The sequence below is a fragment of the Saccharibacillus alkalitolerans genome (assembly GCF_011090185.1).
GTDB classification, from domain to species: Bacteria; Bacillota; Bacilli; order Paenibacillales; family Paenibacillaceae; genus Saccharibacillus; species Saccharibacillus alkalitolerans.
The window spans coordinates 392,819-409,568 of the sequence record NZ_JAAFGS010000003.1 but is presented as its reverse complement, the minus strand read 5'-3'; the positions used below and the strand labels follow the sequence as shown (position 1 = coordinate 409,568).

Genomic DNA, 16,750 nt, shown 5'->3' with positions numbered 1-16,750 from the left:
CGGCGCAGGTTTCGCCCGTCGCTTCATACGCAAAAAAAGCTGTCTCGCCTTGTTAGGCGGGACAGCTTTTTGCGTTTTTCGGTAACGTCTCGGCGGCGGTATGGTCATGGGCCGCCGGACCGTCCGATCCGCAATCAAGCCCGGACGACGCGAACGCGGTCGTCCGACAGCTCGACGCGGACGGCATTGACGTCTTCGTCGTCGAGCAGCAGATCGGTGATGCCGTCTTCCACATGCTGCTGAATCACGCGGCGCAGAGGACGGGCGCCGAAGGCCGGATCGTAGCCCAGCGAAGCCAGTTTGCTTTTCGCTTCGTCCGTGATGTCCAGCGCGATGCCGCGAGCCGACAGGTTGGCGGACACTTCGGCGAGCATGTTGTCGACGATCGTCACGAGATCGTCTTCCTTCAGCGAGGCGAACGGCACGATGCCGTCGAACCGGTTCAGGAATTCGGGACGGAAATAATTGCCGAGCGAGTCGAGAATCGAACGGGTCTGTTCCGCTTTGCCCGCCGCGGCAAAGCCGACGGTGATTTTCTTCTCCGCGGCCGTACCGGCGTTGGAGGTCATGATGATGACCGTATCTTTGAAGCTGACCGTGCGGCCCTGGCTGTCGGTCAGGCGGCCGTCGTCCAGCACCTGCAGGAACATGTGCTGCACGTCGGGATGCGCTTTTTCGATCTCGTCGAGCAGGATGATGCTGTACGGATTGCGCCGCACTTTTTCCGTCAGCTGGCCGGCTTCTTCATGGCCGACGTAGCCGGGAGGCGAACCGATCAGTTTGGAGACGGAGTGGCGTTCCATGTATTCGCTCATATCGAGACGAATCATGGAGTCGCTGCTGCCGAACAGCTCGTCCGCCAGCGCTTTGGACAGTTCGGTCTTGCCGACGCCGGTCGGTCCGACGAACAGGAACGACGCGATCGGCTTGCCGCCGCTGCGCAGTCCGGCCCGTCCGCGGCGTACCGCTTTGGACACCTTGTCGACGGCTTCGCTCTGGCCGATGACGCGGCTTTCGAGGCGGGCGGCCAGATTTTTCATCTTGCCGCGCTCGTCGGCCTGCAGCTTGCCGACCGGGATGCCCGTCTTGCGTTCGATGATATTCTGGATGTCTTCGACGGTGACTTCAAGCATGCCGCCTTCCGCCGGTTCGCCTTCCAGACGCTTCATGAGGGAAGCTTCCTCGTCGCGCAGCTTGGCGGCGCGTTCGTAATCTTCTTCGCGGGCCGCGGCGTCTTTTTCGCTTTTGATCTGTTCCAGACGAGCGCGGATCTCGTCGGCTCCGCCGCCCGAAGCGCGCAGATTCAGCTTGGCGCCCGATTCGTCCAGCAGGTCGATCGCTTTGTCCGGCAGGAAGCGGTCCTGAACGTAACGGCTCGACAGGCGCACGCACGCTTCAAGCGTTTCGTCCGGATAGCGGACGCCGTGGAACTGTTCGTATTTGGCTCGCAGTCCTTTCAGAATTTCAACCGCTTCTTCAAGGCTCGGCTCGTCGACCGTCACCGGCTGGAAGCGGCGTTCGAGCGCGGCGTCTTTTTCGATCTGCCGGTATTCCTTGAGCGTCGTCGCGCCGATAACCTGCAGTTCGCCGCGAGCCAGTACCGGCTTCAGGATGTTGCCGGCGTCCATGGAACCTTCCGCGGAACCCGCGCCGACCAGCAGATGGATCTCGTCGATGAACAGCAGGACGTTTTGACGCTGTTCCAGCTCGGCGATCAGCTGTTTGATCTTCTCTTCGAACTGGCCGCGGATGCCGGTTCCGGCCACAAGGGAGGCGACGTCCAGCGAATACACTTCTTTGTTCAGCAGCTTGGCGGGAACTTTGCCTTCCGTGATGCGAAGCGCCAGTCCTTCGGCGATCGCCGTCTTGCCGACGCCCGGTTCGCCGATCAGCACCGGATTGTTTTTGTTCCGGCGGTTCAGAATTTCGATGACGCGGTCGATTTCGTCGTCGCGGCCGATGACGTTGTCGATCTTGCCGTCTCTCGCCGCGTCGTTCAAGTTGCGGCCGAGCTGGTCGAGCAGGCCGCCGCCGCGCCGTCCGCCGGCTTGGGCGTTCGGCCGGGAAGACTGCTGCGCCGCGCCGGAGTTCGGCTGGCCGGGCTGCATGAAGCCTCTGAACAGTTCTTCGAACGGCGATTGGCCGGAAGGACCGAAGCCGGCCGCGAACGGCACGCCGCCGTTGACTTTGGCATAGCAGTCTTCGCACAGAAACATTTTTTCGGATTTATTGTTCAAGGTGAGGCTCAGACCTACGGTTGCTTGATTGTGATTGCAGTGTTGACAGCGCATGAAGGCATGCCCCTTTCATTAATGGAATAATAGGTTGATTAACGATAGTCAGAAAACGGCTGCCCGCTCCGCTCGGGAAACGGGCCGCCGGAATTAGGGGGAACGAAAGCCGAAGCCTGCTTCGAAGAAAGATCGATCCGCTATCGAACGAATCAGGGTAAAGGGCGTTTGCAAAGCAAAGGTTTGATCTTTTCTTCTGACTTTGACTTTCTTTGACCTTATTATACCGCAACGAAAACAGGAGTCAATAGCTTTTATGTTATTTTTAGTAAGTTTGTTGCGAAAAGTTTTATCACTAGAAAACAAGGCTTGACCTTAGGTCAGACCTAACCTTTATAGTGAAGAAGCGAGGAGAGGAACGGAAAGGAGCGATCGAGCATGAACGATTTTTTGACCATACGCGAGTTTGCCGGAATGATGGGCGTATCCGTGCATCAGGTGCGGTACTTCGAGGAAAAAGGACTGCTGCCGCCCGCGCATATCGATTCCGGCGGCTACCGCCGGTACGGAATCGAGGAAATGTACCGGCTGTCCCATATTTTGCTGCTGCGGCAGCTGGATATTCCGGTAGCGGAAGCGCGCCGGGCCATCGACGAATATGACGGGCGGCAATCCGAACGGCTGATCGAAGATTCGCTGGCGTCCGTCCGGGCGGAGATCGAGCGCCTGCGGCGGTTGGAGCGCTTTGCTTCGAATCTGTTGGCCGAACGGCGGGAGCAAAAAGAGCGGCCGGATGCCGGAAGCTGGGAACGCCGTCCGTCCAGACGATTGAGACGGTGGGCGATGCCGGCCGGACCCGAGCAGTCCGTCACGGCCAGGATGCTGCTGGAAGCGCCCGCGCGTCCGCGCCGTTTATTCGAAGCGGATCTTTTCCATGTCAGGGACGAAGGCGGCACCGGCTTGTATTTTCGGCTCGAACCGGAGGAGGACGGACGCCCGGACGATCTGCTGCTGGAAGCGGGCCTGTATTGGAGCGAGAGCTTCGCTGCGGCAGGCGACGAAGAGGCCGAGGCGTACGTCGAAGCGGCGTGCGCGAGGGTACGGGGACGGTTCGGCCTTTCGCCGGAACGGATCGTGCTGGCGGAAAAATCTTATCTGTCCTTGTTCGGCGGGAGCGCCGTGCAGCTTGAACTCGAAATTTATGCGGGACCGGCGGAGGAGATACGGCATGACCGATAAACCTGAATCGGCTTCGGCGCGGCAGGAACAATCGGAGCAATGGAAACGAGATGAGCGGCCGGGACGGAAAAAGGAGGACGGTCCGGCTGTTTCCGGCGCGGCCGTCCGCGGCGAGGGCCGCATCGCGGCATGCGAAGCCGCGCATCACGAAGCCGTCTGCGAGCTGCTGGCCTGCTCGTTCGGCGGCAAGTTCCGCTCGCTCGTCCGGCTGAACGATCGGCGCACCGCGCGGCTGATCGCGGCGGCCTGGCCGTTTCGGCAGGAAGAGGGCTCGCGGCAGTTCGGCTTCTTTTTGCCGGATTCCGGGCAGCCGGTCGGCACCGTCGCATTAAAATGGACGCCGACCGGAAAAAGTTCCGCAGGCGGAGGAAAGGAGCCGGATTGGGTACGCCTGATGTTCGAATTCGGCCCGCTTAACGTCTTGAAATTCGCGGCGGGAATGGCGGCGCTCGGCTATACGCCTCCCGAAGAAGAGTGTTATATCGAACATATCGCCGTCCGTCCGGACTGCCGGGGAAAAGGGATCGGACGCGCTCTGCTGGGTCATGCGGCGCGTTTTGCCCGCGAATCCGGCTTCGGCTCTCTGTCGCTGCACGTCTCGGGCCGAAGTCCGGCGACGATTCGCCTGTACGAAAACGCGGGCTTCCGAACGGTTCGCGTCGAACGGCGTCCGCTCGGCCGTTTCTTTTTCCGGGAACCGCTCTGGCATTTCATGTGCAGGCCCGCGGACGGGCGGTAAATTCAAGATCGATCGGGAAAGGAACGAAAGCAAATGAAAAAAAAGAGCAAAAAAGCGCTGTGGATCACGGGAGGGTCGGTACTGCTTGTATTGTCGGCGCTGCTCGTCTTCTTCCTGATTCAGAACACTTACCGGATAGAGGAACGGGCGGTATCGATCGACACGCCGGAAGGGGTGCTGACCGGAACGCTGGCGCTGCCGAAATCCCCTTCCGGCCCGGTCGGCCTCGTCGTGTTCGTGCACGGCGACGGACCGACGAACGCCTCCTACGACGGTGCGTACAAGCCGCTGTGGGAAGCTTTCGCCGGGGAAGGTTACGCGTCGCTGTCGCTGGACAAACGCGGCGTCGGCGGCTCGGAAGGGAACTGGCTGAACCAGAGCATGGAAGACCGGGCGCGGGATACGGCCGAAGCGATCGACTGGGCGCGCTCGCAGCCGGAGATCGACGCTTCGCGCATCGGTCTCTGGGGAGCCAGCCAGGCGGGCTGGGTCATTCCTAAAGTCGCCCGCGACGAACCGGAATTGGCGTTCCACATTCTGGTGGCGCCGGCGGTGAACTGGATCGAGCAGGGGCGGTACAACACGCGCCGGGAAATGGAGAACAGCGGCGCGTCCGCAGCGGCGATCTCGCGGATCGAACGGGAAGACGCCGACGTGCTGGATCTGCTGCAGCGCGGAGCTTCATACGAAGACTACGAAGCTTACCGCAAAAAGGCGGGCGTGTCGGGCGCGGAGGCCATCTCGCGGGACCGCTGGACGTTTATCGGGAAAAACTTCAGATCGGACTCGGCGGACGACCTGCCGGCTTTCCGGCAGCCGGTTCACCTGGTGCTGGGCGGAGAGGACCTCAATGTCGATTCCGACGATACGGAAAAAGTGTACCGCGACAACATTCCGGCGGAGCTGCTCAGCGTAACCCGGCTGCCGGAAGCCGATCATTCGATGCTGGACCGCCGGGTCGCGGCATCGGAGGCGCTGACGGTGCTGACGGCCGTTTTTATGCCCCGGGAGCTGTTCGACGACGGATATTTGCGCGACATGCGGCAGTTTTTGCGTACAATAGACAGAGGAATAGATCAAGGAAAAGAAAAAACGTCTTCTCAATGAGGAAGAGGAAAAGGGGCGATGGAGGATGGAGACGGCGAGACGCGTCAGCGTGGCGCATGTTTTTTTGATTCGCGGAGGAAACGTACTGCTGCTCAAGCGGCGGAATACCGGCCATGACGACGGATGTTACGGCCTTCCGGCGGGCAAAATCGAGCGCGGGGAGACGGCGGCGGAGGCGGCGCTGCGCGAGGCCCGCGAGGAATGCGGCGTCTTGATCGAACCTGACGATCTGCGCATGACGGCAGTCCTTCAGATCGGAGCGGCCGAGGAAGGCGGGGACGAGCGGATCGACTTCTTTTTCGAAACGGAGCGGTGGAGCGGAGAGCCGGTCAATCTGGAACGAGAGAAATGCGCGGAGCTGCGTTGGTGTCCGGCGGACGATCTGCCCGTGGAGACGAGCCCGTTTATAAAAGAAGCCCGGAACCTCTCGCGCCGCGGCGGCTGGTACGGCAGCTTCGGCATGGATAAAAAAAGATAAGCCGCTTCCCCCGTTTGGGGCAAGCGGCTTTTTCGCGCGAACGCGGATGTCGGCGGCCGACTGCCGGATATTCACGAACTGATCGAATCCGGCGGCATGAAATAAAGAGGCGAAGTTTGGAGACGCTCCGTCAATTCGGACTCGGGAATCGGACGGCCGATCAAATAGCCCTGCATTTCGTCGCAGCCTGCTTCCCGCAAAAATTCCAGCTGCTCCGGCGTTTCGACCCCTTCGGCGAGCACTTCGATTTTCAGGCTGTGCCCCAGGGAAATAATGGCGCGCACCATATCGGCGGATTCTTCGTCGTCCTGCCGGATGCAGGCGATAAAGCCGCGATCGATTTTGAGCAGCGAAGGCTTGAAGTTTTTCAAATACTTCAATGAAGCATACCCGCTGCCGAAGTCGTCGATCGCTACTCGAATGCCGGCCTGCCGAAGGCGGCTCAGCCGTTCCACCGCGACGGGAATGTCGTTCACGGCGAACGTTTCGGTAATTTCCAGCACGAGCATGCGCGGATCGATTTCCGCAGAGCGGACAATTTCCAGAAACGATTCGACGATATGATCGTCCTGAAGCTGGCGCGGAGATACGTTCACGCTCATCCGCAGATTCGCGAGTCCCGAGCGGGCCCACTTGCGCTGCTGCATGCAGGCCTGCCGCAGCACCCATTCCCCGATCGGCTTGATCGCTCCGGTCTCTTCCGCGATCGGGATAAAGTCGGCCGGCGAAATATACCCTTTGACGGGGTGCTTCCAACGCAGCAGCGCTTCGACGCCCGCGATCCGGCCGGTCCGCGCATGAACCTGCAGCTGGTAATGCAGCGATAACTCGTTTCGTTCGATCACGTTGTTGAGGTCGTTTTCGATTTCGAGCCGGCGTTCCAATTCCGAACCGATCGAAGAATCGAAGAACACCGCTTTGCTGCCGTTGTTCTTTTTGGAGCGGTACATCGCCGCGTCGGCGTTTTTGAGCAGTTCGTCCATGCTGCTCCCGTCGGCCGGGTACACCGCGATTCCTATGCTGGTCGAGACGTGCAGCGAATGCTCGTCGATCGACATGGGCTTTTTGAGACTGTCTTCCACGGCCGCAATCACGCTGCGGATCGTCTGCGTGCCCGAAGAACGCGGGATCAGAATCACGAACTCGTCTCCGCCCAGCCTGGCCAGCAGACAATGACCGGGAAGGGCTTCCTCGAATCTTGCGGCGGCTTCCTGGAGCATCCGGTCGCCGACGCCGTGACCGAGCGTGTCGTTGATATATTTGAACCGGTTAAAGTCCATGAAGACGACGGCTAGTTCGGCGCGATCCTTCTCCGCTTGAACGATGGCTTCCTGCAGCCGGAGACTGAACAGCCGGCGGTTCGGCAGACCGGTCAGTTCGTCGTGATGGGCCGCGCGGTCGCTGACTTTGAGATATTGCCCCAGCCTGGCCAGCAGCTCGTCGTTTTCCGCAAGCGTAAGGATTTGGCGGGCGGTGACGAGCAGAATTCCCGTGATGCAGCACAGCACGATCATATTGAAGTCGGGCATCTGCAGCAGCATGATGACCATTAAGGTGCCCAGGCTGACGTAGGGGAGCAGCCGCTTGAGCCATCCTTTTCCGGGTCTGACCGTTTTTTGGACGAATGCCGCCGAGAACTTCGGATTCAGCGACTCGATGCCCGACAGCGCGATAGCGATCAAGGACATGCTCCATACGGGATCGATAAAGCTTCCGATGGCGTAGGCGTCGATCGTAAGCAGGTACAGATAGATCGAATCGCCGACGATGAACAGCATGACGGCCGCGAGCAGCATCTGCTGGGCTCTGACCGCGATCGCGTACCGATTGGACAGCATCAGCAGAATCAGGAGGAAGAGGAAGCCCAAATCCTCGATCGGGTAGCTGACGTTCATAATCATGAAAGCCAGGCTTCCGCTGGCGGCTGCCTGGGCATAAAGCGGTTCGATCAGGAGGATCCAGCTCAAGGCGATCATGGTGGTCATGAAGATCGAGGCGTCGAGCAGAAGCCGGACGGCGTTAAGGCCCTTCAACTGCTTGTAGTTCAGCAGCAGCAGAGCCGAACAGATGAGGATGCCTTCGGCAAACCATAAGTAATCCGCGGGACTGGGCAAGGACATCACGAAAGACTCGCTCATGGCGTCCCACAGCCAGAAGCACATGGCCAGCGCGTAGGCGAGACTGCTGTACATCAGCAGCCGCCAGAACCTTTTCAACCCGACGTCGGCTTTTCGGGCAACCCCCCAGAGAATAAAAGCGCCGGCCGCGGCCGGCAGCAGATTGAGCAGATTGCCCAGCCAGCCCATAACGGACTCGTTCCCGCGGAACGCGTTCAACAAGACGTAATAGGCGATCAAATACAAAACGGTTCCCGCATAGAACCGGTAACGATTTTTATACATCAGACGACCTCCGGTTTTGGAAAAATAGAGCGGGTTTAACGGTACTGTTTTATATCGTCATTTTTCGTGCCTTGTGAATAGCTGGTTCATGAACATGCCGTCCGAAAGCGCGGAAAAGCCGCTCGCCCGAAGGAAGCGGGGAGCGGCGGGGAAAATGTGGAGATCGGACGATTCGCCTATGACGCGTGAACGGAAAGCCGGAAAAAGACGTTTATTTTGCGCTTTCGACTCCGGCATCCAGCTTCTCGCCGTTGCTGGCGATGCCCTGCTTGTACCAGTGGAAGCTGTCTTTGCGGGAGCGGTTCAGCGTGCCCCGGCCTTCGTTGTCTTTATCGACATGGATGAAGCCGCGGCGTGAACCGGCCCTTTCCCGATCGCCCCGGATCGTCCGCAAGTGAAATTAGATGACGACCGTCAGCAGCCCGTCGTTGTAGCCGATGTCTTTCTTCTCCGTCTCGATGACGTCGAGGTAATTGCCCGTGTTCGAGATGATGACCGGAGTGGTCAGAACGTAGCCCTCCCTGCGGATCGCGTCCATATCGAACTCCATCAGCAGATCGCCTTGTTGAACCGTATCGCCCTGTTTGACTTTAGGCGTGAAATATTTGCCTTTGAGCTTGACGGTGTCCTGGCCGACGTGAATGAGAATTTCGACGCCCGTGTCGCTCGTGATGCCGATGGCGTGTCCCGAAGAGAAGAGGGAGGTCAGCACGCCGTTTACCGGGGAATACACTTTGCCTTCGATCGGTTCGATCGCCACGCCTTTGCCCATCGCGCCGGTGGAGAACGCTTCGTCTTTGATCGCGGACAGGGCGATGACGTTGCCTTTCATCGGGCTGCCGACCGTTTCCTGTTTGATCAGGGAATCGGTTTTTTGGGACGGTTTGTTGTCTTCCGGAGCCGTTTTTTCGTCTTTGAACAGGAACAGGGTCAGAAGCGTACCGACGACGAAGCTGACGCTGATGCCGATAACCGCGCCCAGGAAGCCGTTGTCGATGCCGTTCGGGCCGAGGTAGGACGGAATGCCGAAGATGCCGAGGCCGCCCGTGCGGTAGCCGACCGTGCCCATGGCGCCGATGATGCCGCCGCCGACCGCGCCGCCGATGCAGCTGATGATGAACGGTTTTTTGCGCGGCAGCGTAATGCCGTAGATCGCAGGTTCCGTGACGCCGAAGATGCCGGAGATGAACGCCGGAACGGAGAGCGATCTCAGTTTGACGTCTTTCGTTTTGAGCAGAATGGCGAGAACGACGCCCGTCTGGGCGAAGGAAGCGCCGAACATGCCGGTCAGCACGACCGGATCGTAGCCGAGCGTCGCCAGGTTGTTCATGGCGATCGGAACGAGTCCCCAGTGCAGGCCGAAGATAACGAAGACCTGCCAGAACGCGCCCATGATGATGCCCGCGACGATCGGACTCAGATTATAAACGGCAAGCGTGCCGGCGCCGAGCAGTTGGCCGGCCCAGGTCGCGACGGGACCGATGACGATGAACGTGAGCGGAACGATGACGAGCAGGGTGCAGAACGGAACCAGGAACGTTTTGACGACGCTGGGAATCGTTCTTTTGAAGAAGGCTTCGATCTTGGAACCGACGAACGTAGCCAGGATGATCGGAATGACGCTGGACGAGTAGGTCATCAGAATGACCGGAATGCCCAGGAACGTGATATAGACCGGCGATTCGAACATGGTGCCGCCGAACAAGGTATACAGCGGCGGGTTGCCCGCGGACGTGATGCCCGAGATGTTCGGATAGACGAGCGACGCGCCGATCGCCATGCCGATAAAGATGTTGGCGCCGAATTTCTTCGCCGACGTATAGCCGAGGAAGATCGGGAAGAAGAAGAACAGGCAGTCGCCGATCGCGTTCAAGATCTGATAAGTGCCCGATTCCTGAGTCAGCCAGCCCAGCGTCAGGAACAGGGCGTTCAGACCCTTGATCATGCCGGTAGCGGCCAGGACGCCGAGCGTCGGCGCGAACACGCCGGAGATCATGTCGACGAAGCGGTTGAACAGGCTGGTCTTCTCGCCGGAATTCGCGCCGTCTCCGGAGCCGCTTTCGGTAGAGAAGCCGCCTGCGGAAGTGACTTCCGCATAAACGTCGGGGACATGGTTGCCGATGACGACCTGGTACTGTCCGCCGCTTTTGACGACCGTGACCACGCCGTCCATATTTTTAAGCACGTCGGTGTTGGCTTTGTTTTCGTCTTTCAGTCTGAAGCGCAGTCTCGTGACGCAGTGTTCGAGGCTGTTGACGTTCTCTCTGCCGCCCACGTGTTGAATGATGTCTTTGGCCAATTGCTCATATTTTCCCATTGTTCTCGCTCCTTTTGCATAGATGATAGTAAAGGAAGAAGCTTATAAAAAAAGGCGAGACCAAGGAAGCGCGCGCCCCGGGGGAGCCTGCTTCCTGTTGGTCTCGCCTGCATTACCAGTCACGATCCTTGATTTTATGAAATTGAATACGCTTACTGAATACGCTTGCTTATTGCGGCCCGCGAATCTCCGCTGGTACGTTGACCAAGACGAAAGTAAGGTTACGCCCTCCTGAATCGCACCTAAAGCGTATACATTTCAGCCGAACGCAAACCTCTGATTAGGTTTGGTCAACGTACTAAGGAGCGGAATCCCGGGTGACCCGATGGATATGCAGCGTCAAATACAATTTTTCCTCGTCGGGCAGCTCGATCCGCAAATACTTTTCGACTTTGAGCATGCAGGCGTAGGCTTTTTTGTATTTCGATTTGACCTGCTTGAGCAGAAAGTCGTCTTCGAGCTCGCCGCGTCCCGGCCTGTCGATCCGCTGGAAGAAAAACCGCAGATGGGTGACGAAGCGTTCGTAGCTGATCGAGTTCTCGTCCGGCGATTTGCCGTAGCTGTACTTGATGATGTTCAGGATGTCGCTGATCTTCTCCGTCTGGGCGGCGACGTTTTCCGTCCGGCGGGAAGACTGGTCGATCTGCGCGTTGATGAGATGCAGCGCCACGTTGGCCGCTTCGTCCTCGGGCAGTTTTTTGCCGAGCGTTTCTTCGATGAATTCCAGCACTTTTTTGCCGATGCCGAATTCCTTGGGGTAGATGCGCCGGATTTCCCAGATCAGCGGATTCGTCGCCTTGATCCCTTCGTCGAACAGCTTGAGCGCGTTGTTCATATGGTCGGTCAGCGTCACGTAAATATAATCGCTCAGCGGCACGTCCAGCATGTTTTTCCCGTATTCGATGATGTCGTAGCATAAGGAGATGTACTCGGGCGGCACGTCTTCCAGCAGCAGCTTGAATTTCTCCGAAGCTTCTTTTTGCTGGAGCACGAAAATTTTCTCGACCAATTCCTGATCGACCGGTTCTCCGACTTTTTTCTTGAACGCGATGCCGCGTCCCATGACCACGAACTCGCTTTTGCCCGCATCGCTGGCAATGATGGCATTGTTGTTGAAGATTTTTCCGATAATCATCTGCCGCCCTCCTTATCCTGCGAAATCGCGCAACGGGGATCTATCGATTACATCCTGCCGAAAAAAAGAAATTGATACGAAAAGAAGGCAAACCCCAACACATATGCAGCTTGCATACGCGGTGGGTTTTGCCTTCTTCAGTAACAATCCCAAGGTCATCATAGCAGGTCGAAAAAAGTTTGGCAAGAAAAAAGTATGCGCTTTCTTTGCTTATTTTGTCGAATGCGTTTTCGGACGGCCAACGTGCGAGACGCATGCGGCCGCGACGGAGGTGGCGACGACGAGGGCGATAAATACGGGCAGCAGCATGGCTCCGGGGAGGAAGGCCGACAGCAGCATGAGCAGCCCGCCGCCGATGAAAAAGAGCGCCATCCGGCGTCTGGTTCTGCGCCAAGGATCGGAAGGAGACGCGTCCGGCCGCGCGGCCTCGCCGGAAGAATTCTGATTCACGAGCGGCAGATAGTTGCCGACGGCGATAAACACGATCCCCGTCACCAGCGGGGCGATCAGCTGCTCGTCGATGCCGTAACCCATGCCGTAAGCGAGAATGAGCGCATGAACGAGCAGCAGTCCGACGTAAACGGCGTTCATGACGGCAAACAGCGGCCGTTCGGTTCGCGAGAAAGAACGGTTGCGCGCGGCCAGCGAAGCGATCAGCAGCGTCAGGGCGGACAGAACCAGCAGGAGAACCGGCACGATCGATACGGCGGTCAGCTTGGACAGGGATACGGCGTTATAGCGGGCATTGGTCGTTAGGACGTCGGGCAGCTTGGGATACGCCCAGAAGCTTGCGGCAATGGAGAGAATCAGCAGAAGCACGGGCAGGATCATCTTTTTCATCGGTCACACTCCCTCGTTCGAATTGAATTTCAACATCCAGGTCATCAATTCCTCAAACATGGTCAGGTTGATCGAATAATGCACATGCTGGCCTTTTTTCTCGTTCACGACCAGTTCCGCCTGCTTCAGCAGGTTCAGATGGTGGGAGATCGCCGGCTTGGTCATCTGAAAATGATCCGCGATTTCGCCCGCCGTCAGATCCCGTTCCTTCAGCAGATCCAGAATGGTGCGTCTCGTCGGATCGGCCAATGCCTTGAAGGTGTCGTTGAACGACATGCTGTTCCTCCTCCCGTCTACCTTTAAGTATTTAAACAATTATTTAACAATTTAATAAAAACACGTCCGTAAGCGAAAGTCAATGCCCGAACGCAAAAAAAGAAGACGGATTCAGCCGCCTTCTTCCATCAGCCGCCGCAGCTTGGCTTCCGTGGTCGTGTCGGGAGCCGGCGTGTAGACGCTGCAGCGCAGATCGTCCGGACCGTACACGCTGAGCGACGTCAGTTCGTACACCATTTTGCCGGCCTTGGCGTGGCGGAATTCCAAATGCACTTCGGGCGCGTAGCTGACCTGCCCGTGCTCCCACATCGTCTTGAATTCGGGATGGGCGGCGATCATTTCTTCCAAAAAGCGCTCGTACCAGTCGTCGCCGACGTAGCGGCCGTAATAGGAGCGGAACATGGACAGAAAGCCGCTGGCGAACTGCTCCCAATTCACGGCCAAGCGGCGGAATTCCCGGCGTTCGAACAGCAGGCGGATCATGTTGCGTTCATCCGGGGGGATGCGTTCGAAGTCCAGAAAAACGTGGCAGGCGGCCGCGTTCCAGCCTACGATGTTGCACATGCGGTCGGAAACGATGGCGGGACAATGCTCGAGGCCGGTAATGATTTTTTGCAGCGCAGGACCGATTTGAAGATTTGCGCTTTCGGCGGAAGGAACGGAGGAAGCTGCTTCCAGCGCCAGCGAATACAAATATTTGCGTTCGTCGGCGTTCATGCGCAGCGCGGCGGCGATGCAGTCGAGCACCGACGGAGAAGCTTGGATATCGCGGCCTTGCTCGAGCCACGTGTACCAGGTTGTGCTTACGCCGGCCAGCTGCGCGACTTCTTCCCGGCGCAGTCCGGGCGTTCTGCGCCTCGTTCCCACGGGGAAACCGGCGTCTTCCGGCAGGATCTTGGCGCGCTGGCTTTTGAGAAAAACGGAGAGGGCTTGCAATCGGGCGGTGGAATTCATGGTAAATCCTCCTCTTCAAACGTCGGCATGCCTTAAAATAGCAGTCGTTATACCCGTATAAACGATAACTTGTACTAGGATATTCTCCGTGCCATTATAGCGGTACGGAAAGCAAACGACAAGGAATCGAAAGGGGAATTTTGCGCATGGACAAAGAAAGGGTCGTCATTACGGGAATGGGCGTCGTATCGCCGCTGGGCAGCGAAGTGGAGACATTTTGGTCGGGGCTGGTTAGCGGGGAATCGGGCGTGAAGCCAATCGAATCGTTCGATACGGAAGGCTATAAAACGAAAATAGCGGGCGAGGTGCGGGACTTCGAGGCGGCGGCGCTGCTCGGGGCGAAGGAGGCCCGAAAGCTGGACCGCTTCTGCCAGTTCGCGCTGCATGCGGCGGATCAGGCGATGCGCCAGTCGGGACTCGATCTAGAGCGGACGGATCGCGAGCGGATCGGCGTCTATGTCGGTTCGGGAATCGGCGGGATCGGGACGCTGATGGGACAGGGAGAAGTGCTTGCGGGACGGGGACCCGGGCGGGTCAGTCCGTCGCTCGTGCCGACGATGATCGCGAATATGGCGGCCGCGCTGATCGGCATCCGCTTCGGCGCGCTCGGTCCGTCGATGGCGCCGATCACGGCATGCTCCATCGGCAACACGGCGATCGGCGAGGCCTTTTTTCATATCGAGGCGGGACGCTCGGACGTGATGATCGCGGGAGGGACAGAAGCGGCGCTGCACGGCATATCGCTGGCCAGCTTCTCGAACGCGACGGCGCTGTCGGCGCGCAATGACGATCCGCGGGCGGCAAGCCGGCCGTTCGACCGGGACCGCGACGGATTCGTAATGGCTGAAGGCGCCGGCATTCTCGTGCTGGAGTCGCTGAGCCACGCGCTGAATCGGGGAGCGGACATCCTGGGCGAAGTGATCGGATACGGCGCCAGCTCGGACGCGTATCATATGGTCGCCACGCCGGAAGACGGCAGCGGAGCCGCCCGCGCGATGAAGCTGGCGCTGAAGGAAGCGGGAGTCGCGCCTTCCGAGATCGACGTGATCAGCGCGCATGCGACGAGCACGGTGCTCGGTGACCGCTCGGAAACGGCGGCGATCAAGTCGGTATTCGGAGCAGACGCCTACCGGATTCCGGTAACCGCCAACAAGTCGATGACCGGACATATGCTTGGCGCTTCCGGAGCCGTCGAAGCGATCGCGCTGGTCAAGTCGCTGCAGACGGGCCTCATTCCGCCGACGATCAATCTGAAGAACCCCGATCCGCTGTGCGACCTGGATTATACGGCGGACGAAGCAAGAGAAGCGAATCTGCGGATCGGCATTTCGAATTCGTTCGGCTTCGGCGGGCATAATTCGGCGATCGTGCTGAAGCGGTACGAATAAGGAATCAAATAAAGAACCAAAACAGAACGCAAAAAAAGTCCGACCCTGGGGTCGGACTTTTCGTTAAATTATGGAGCCTAGGGGGATCGAACCCCTGACCTCATCGCTGCCAGCGATGCGCTCTCCCAGCTGAGCTAAGGCCCCTCGCTCAATGACTCACAAGAAATAGTGTATCATGAGCTAGAAAGAGAGTCAACACATTTTTTTGTTTTTATGCCGAATACAGAGTAGCTAAACCGTTTTAGATATGTCAAAATAGAAATTGAGGAACGCTTACATGCTTGACGCATGGTCAAATCTTTACAGCAATGATTCGTTTATTAACGGGAAAAAGAGGCGATAACCATGGCACAATTCGATCACTTATCCGCGCTGCTGCAGTCCATTACGGAAACGGGACCGGCCGGCTGCGCCTGCATGATCGCGAAAGACGGCGAGACGGTATATGAAGGCTACTTCGGCAAAGCGAATCTCGCGGCAGGCACCGACACGGGGCCGGACACGGTCTTCCGTCTGTATTCGATGACCAAAGTCGTCGTCTGCGCGGCGGCGATGATTCTGTACGAGCGGGGACGGTTCCTGCTGAACGAGCCGCTGCATCTGTACCTGCCGGAGTACAAGGATGTACATAAGACGGTAACGGGGCCGAACGGACAAGTCCATACGGAACCCGTTAAAAATCCGATTCTGATCCGCCACGCGTTCGGCATGATGACCGGCCATCCGTATCCGTTCGGCGAATCGCTGTCGGCGCGCGAAATTACCCGGCTGCGCGCGGAACTGAGCGAGAAGACGGGAGGACGCTACACGCTGCGAGACGAGATTCGCGCCACGGCGCAGGCTCCCCTCATGTTCGAGCCGGGCACGCGCTGGCTGTACGGCTACGGCCACGATCTGGTGGCCGGATTGATCGAAGTCCTCTCGGGGAAAAGCATCGGCCAGTTTCTGCAGGACGAAATCTTCGGGCCGCTCGGCATGACGGATACCGGTTATCGCTATCGCGGCGACATCGAAGAGCGAATGGCCGTGATGTACGAACGGGCCGAAGACGGCACGCTGACCCCGGCCTCGGAAGAGATGGACCGGCTGCACCGTCCCGACGCGCTGCTGGAGCTGGGCGGACAAGGTCTTTACGCGACGACGCGCGACTATATGAAGTTTGCCCGCATGATGGCCGCGGGAGGCACGCTGGACGGCGTCCGTATTCTGAGCCGGAACACGATCGACCTGATGCGGACCAATCATCTCGATGCGGCGCAGATGGCGGATTTCACGGGCTCTTACTCCGCCGGCTACGGTTACGGTCTCGGCGTCCGGACCTTGATCGACCGCGCCGCGGGCGGCAGCAACAGTCCGCTGGGCGAATTCGGCTGGACGGGCATGGCCGGCACCTGGACGTCCATTTCGCCGGAAACGAACACCGCGATCGTCTATATGCACCAGATGCTGCCGAACATGGAGGAATACTACCATCTGCGGGTACGGGCGGCGGCGTACGGAGCGCTTTAAGACCGAACCGAACGGGCGGCGGAAAGCGGCATAATCGGAGCGGAATAGGCGTTCCGCCGTATTGCTCTCTTTTATCCGCTTTTCATCCTCGCTTCAGGTTGTTTTCAGGTTCGGGGGTTAAGATCCTTACAATCC

14 protein-coding genes and 1 tRNA gene are annotated in these 16,750 nt (G+C 58.7%); 6 read left to right on the top strand and 9 right to left on the bottom strand.

Annotation, left to right across the window (positions count from 1 at the left end):
• Positions 1 to 134 precede the first annotated feature (134 nt).
• Positions 135 to 2,291: an ATP-dependent Clp protease ATP-binding subunit gene (locus GYN08_RS10655; protein WP_166274185.1), complete on the bottom strand. Its 2,157-nt coding sequence runs from the start codon at positions 2,289 to 2,291 to the stop codon at positions 135 to 137.
• Positions 2,292 to 2,669: 378 nt separating this feature from the next.
• Between GYN08_RS10655 and GYN08_RS10650 the strand changes: the two genes are divergently transcribed.
• From GYN08_RS10650 to GYN08_RS10635, 4 genes are read left to right on the top strand one after another with little or no spacing between them, the layout of a single operon-like run.
• A complete protein-coding gene (locus tag GYN08_RS10650) occupies positions 2,670 to 3,470 on the top strand; it encodes a helix-turn-helix domain-containing protein (protein ID WP_166274184.1) in 801 nt (266 codons plus the stop codon).
• On the top strand, positions 3,460 to 4,209 hold the full coding sequence (locus tag GYN08_RS10645) for a GNAT family N-acetyltransferase (RefSeq protein ID WP_166274183.1): 750 nt from the start codon (positions 3,460 to 3,462) through the stop codon (positions 4,207 to 4,209). The genes GYN08_RS10650 and GYN08_RS10645 overlap by 11 nt, the downstream gene beginning before the upstream one ends.
• Before the next feature lie 33 nt (positions 4,210 to 4,242).
• A complete protein-coding gene (locus GYN08_RS10640; RefSeq protein WP_166274182.1) occupies positions 4,243 to 5,316 on the top strand; it encodes an alpha/beta hydrolase family protein in 1,074 nt (357 codons plus the stop codon).
• Between the two features lie 25 nt (positions 5,317 to 5,341).
• Positions 5,342 to 5,794: an NUDIX domain-containing protein gene (locus GYN08_RS10635; protein ID WP_166274181.1), complete on the top strand. Its 453-nt coding sequence runs from the start codon at positions 5,342 to 5,344 to the stop codon at positions 5,792 to 5,794.
• Positions 5,795 to 5,865: 71 nt separating this feature from the next.
• On the opposite strand, the gene GYN08_RS10630 is transcribed toward GYN08_RS10635, so the two are convergent.
• The 7 genes from GYN08_RS10630 to GYN08_RS10600 all read right to left on the bottom strand — a co-directional run bounded on the left by GYN08_RS10630 (position 5,866) and on the right by GYN08_RS10600 (position 13,718).
• Positions 5,866 to 8,196 carry a putative bifunctional diguanylate cyclase/phosphodiesterase gene (locus GYN08_RS10630; protein ID WP_166274180.1) on the bottom strand — a complete coding sequence of 777 codons (2,331 nt, stop codon included), beginning with the start codon at positions 8,194 to 8,196 and terminating at the stop codon, positions 5,866 to 5,868.
• 211 nt (positions 8,197 to 8,407) lie between these two features.
• The gene (locus GYN08_RS10625) at positions 8,408 to 8,590 is read right to left on the bottom strand and encodes a hypothetical protein (RefSeq protein ID WP_166273846.1); all 183 of its coding nucleotides are present in this window, start codon (positions 8,588 to 8,590) and stop codon (positions 8,408 to 8,410) included.
• A 6-nt stretch (positions 8,591 to 8,596) separates the two neighbouring features.
• Positions 8,597 to 10,513, bottom strand: a complete 1,917-nt coding sequence (locus GYN08_RS10620) for a beta-glucoside-specific PTS transporter subunit IIABC (protein ID WP_166274179.1) — start codon at positions 10,511 to 10,513, stop codon at positions 8,597 to 8,599.
• A 298-nt stretch (positions 10,514 to 10,811) separates the two neighbouring features.
• A complete protein-coding gene (gene licT, locus GYN08_RS10615; RefSeq protein ID WP_166274178.1) occupies positions 10,812 to 11,648 on the bottom strand; it encodes a BglG family transcription antiterminator LicT in 837 nt (278 codons plus the stop codon).
• 210 nt (positions 11,649 to 11,858) lie between these two features.
• Positions 11,859 to 12,488 (bottom strand): SdpI family protein, encoded by a 630-nt coding sequence (locus GYN08_RS10610; RefSeq protein WP_166274177.1) that lies wholly within the window; start codon positions 12,486 to 12,488, stop codon positions 11,859 to 11,861.
• Positions 12,489 to 12,491: 3 nt separating this feature from the next.
• Positions 12,492 to 12,764: an autorepressor SdpR family transcription factor gene (locus tag GYN08_RS10605; RefSeq protein WP_166274176.1), complete on the bottom strand. Its 273-nt coding sequence runs from the start codon at positions 12,762 to 12,764 to the stop codon at positions 12,492 to 12,494.
• A 111-nt stretch (positions 12,765 to 12,875) separates the two neighbouring features.
• The gene (locus GYN08_RS10600; RefSeq protein ID WP_166274175.1) at positions 12,876 to 13,718 is read right to left on the bottom strand and encodes a helix-turn-helix transcriptional regulator; all 843 of its coding nucleotides are present in this window, start codon (positions 13,716 to 13,718) and stop codon (positions 12,876 to 12,878) included.
• 146 nt (positions 13,719 to 13,864) lie between these two features.
• Here GYN08_RS10600 and fabF point away from each other — a divergent pair, with 146 nt between their 5' ends.
• Positions 13,865 to 15,106: a beta-ketoacyl-ACP synthase II gene (gene fabF, locus GYN08_RS10595; protein WP_166274174.1), complete on the top strand. Its 1,242-nt coding sequence runs from the start codon at positions 13,865 to 13,867 to the stop codon at positions 15,104 to 15,106.
• Between the two features lie 71 nt (positions 15,107 to 15,177).
• On the opposite strand, the gene GYN08_RS10590 is transcribed toward fabF, so the two are convergent.
• Positions 15,178 to 15,250: transfer RNA gene (locus GYN08_RS10590), tRNA-Ala, on the bottom strand.
• 201 nt (positions 15,251 to 15,451) lie between these two features.
• On the opposite strand from GYN08_RS10590, the gene GYN08_RS10585 reads away from it, so the two are divergent.
• The gene (locus GYN08_RS10585) at positions 15,452 to 16,615 is read left to right on the top strand and encodes a serine hydrolase domain-containing protein (protein ID WP_166274173.1); all 1,164 of its coding nucleotides are present in this window, start codon (positions 15,452 to 15,454) and stop codon (positions 16,613 to 16,615) included.
• Positions 16,616 to 16,750 lie beyond the last annotated feature (135 nt).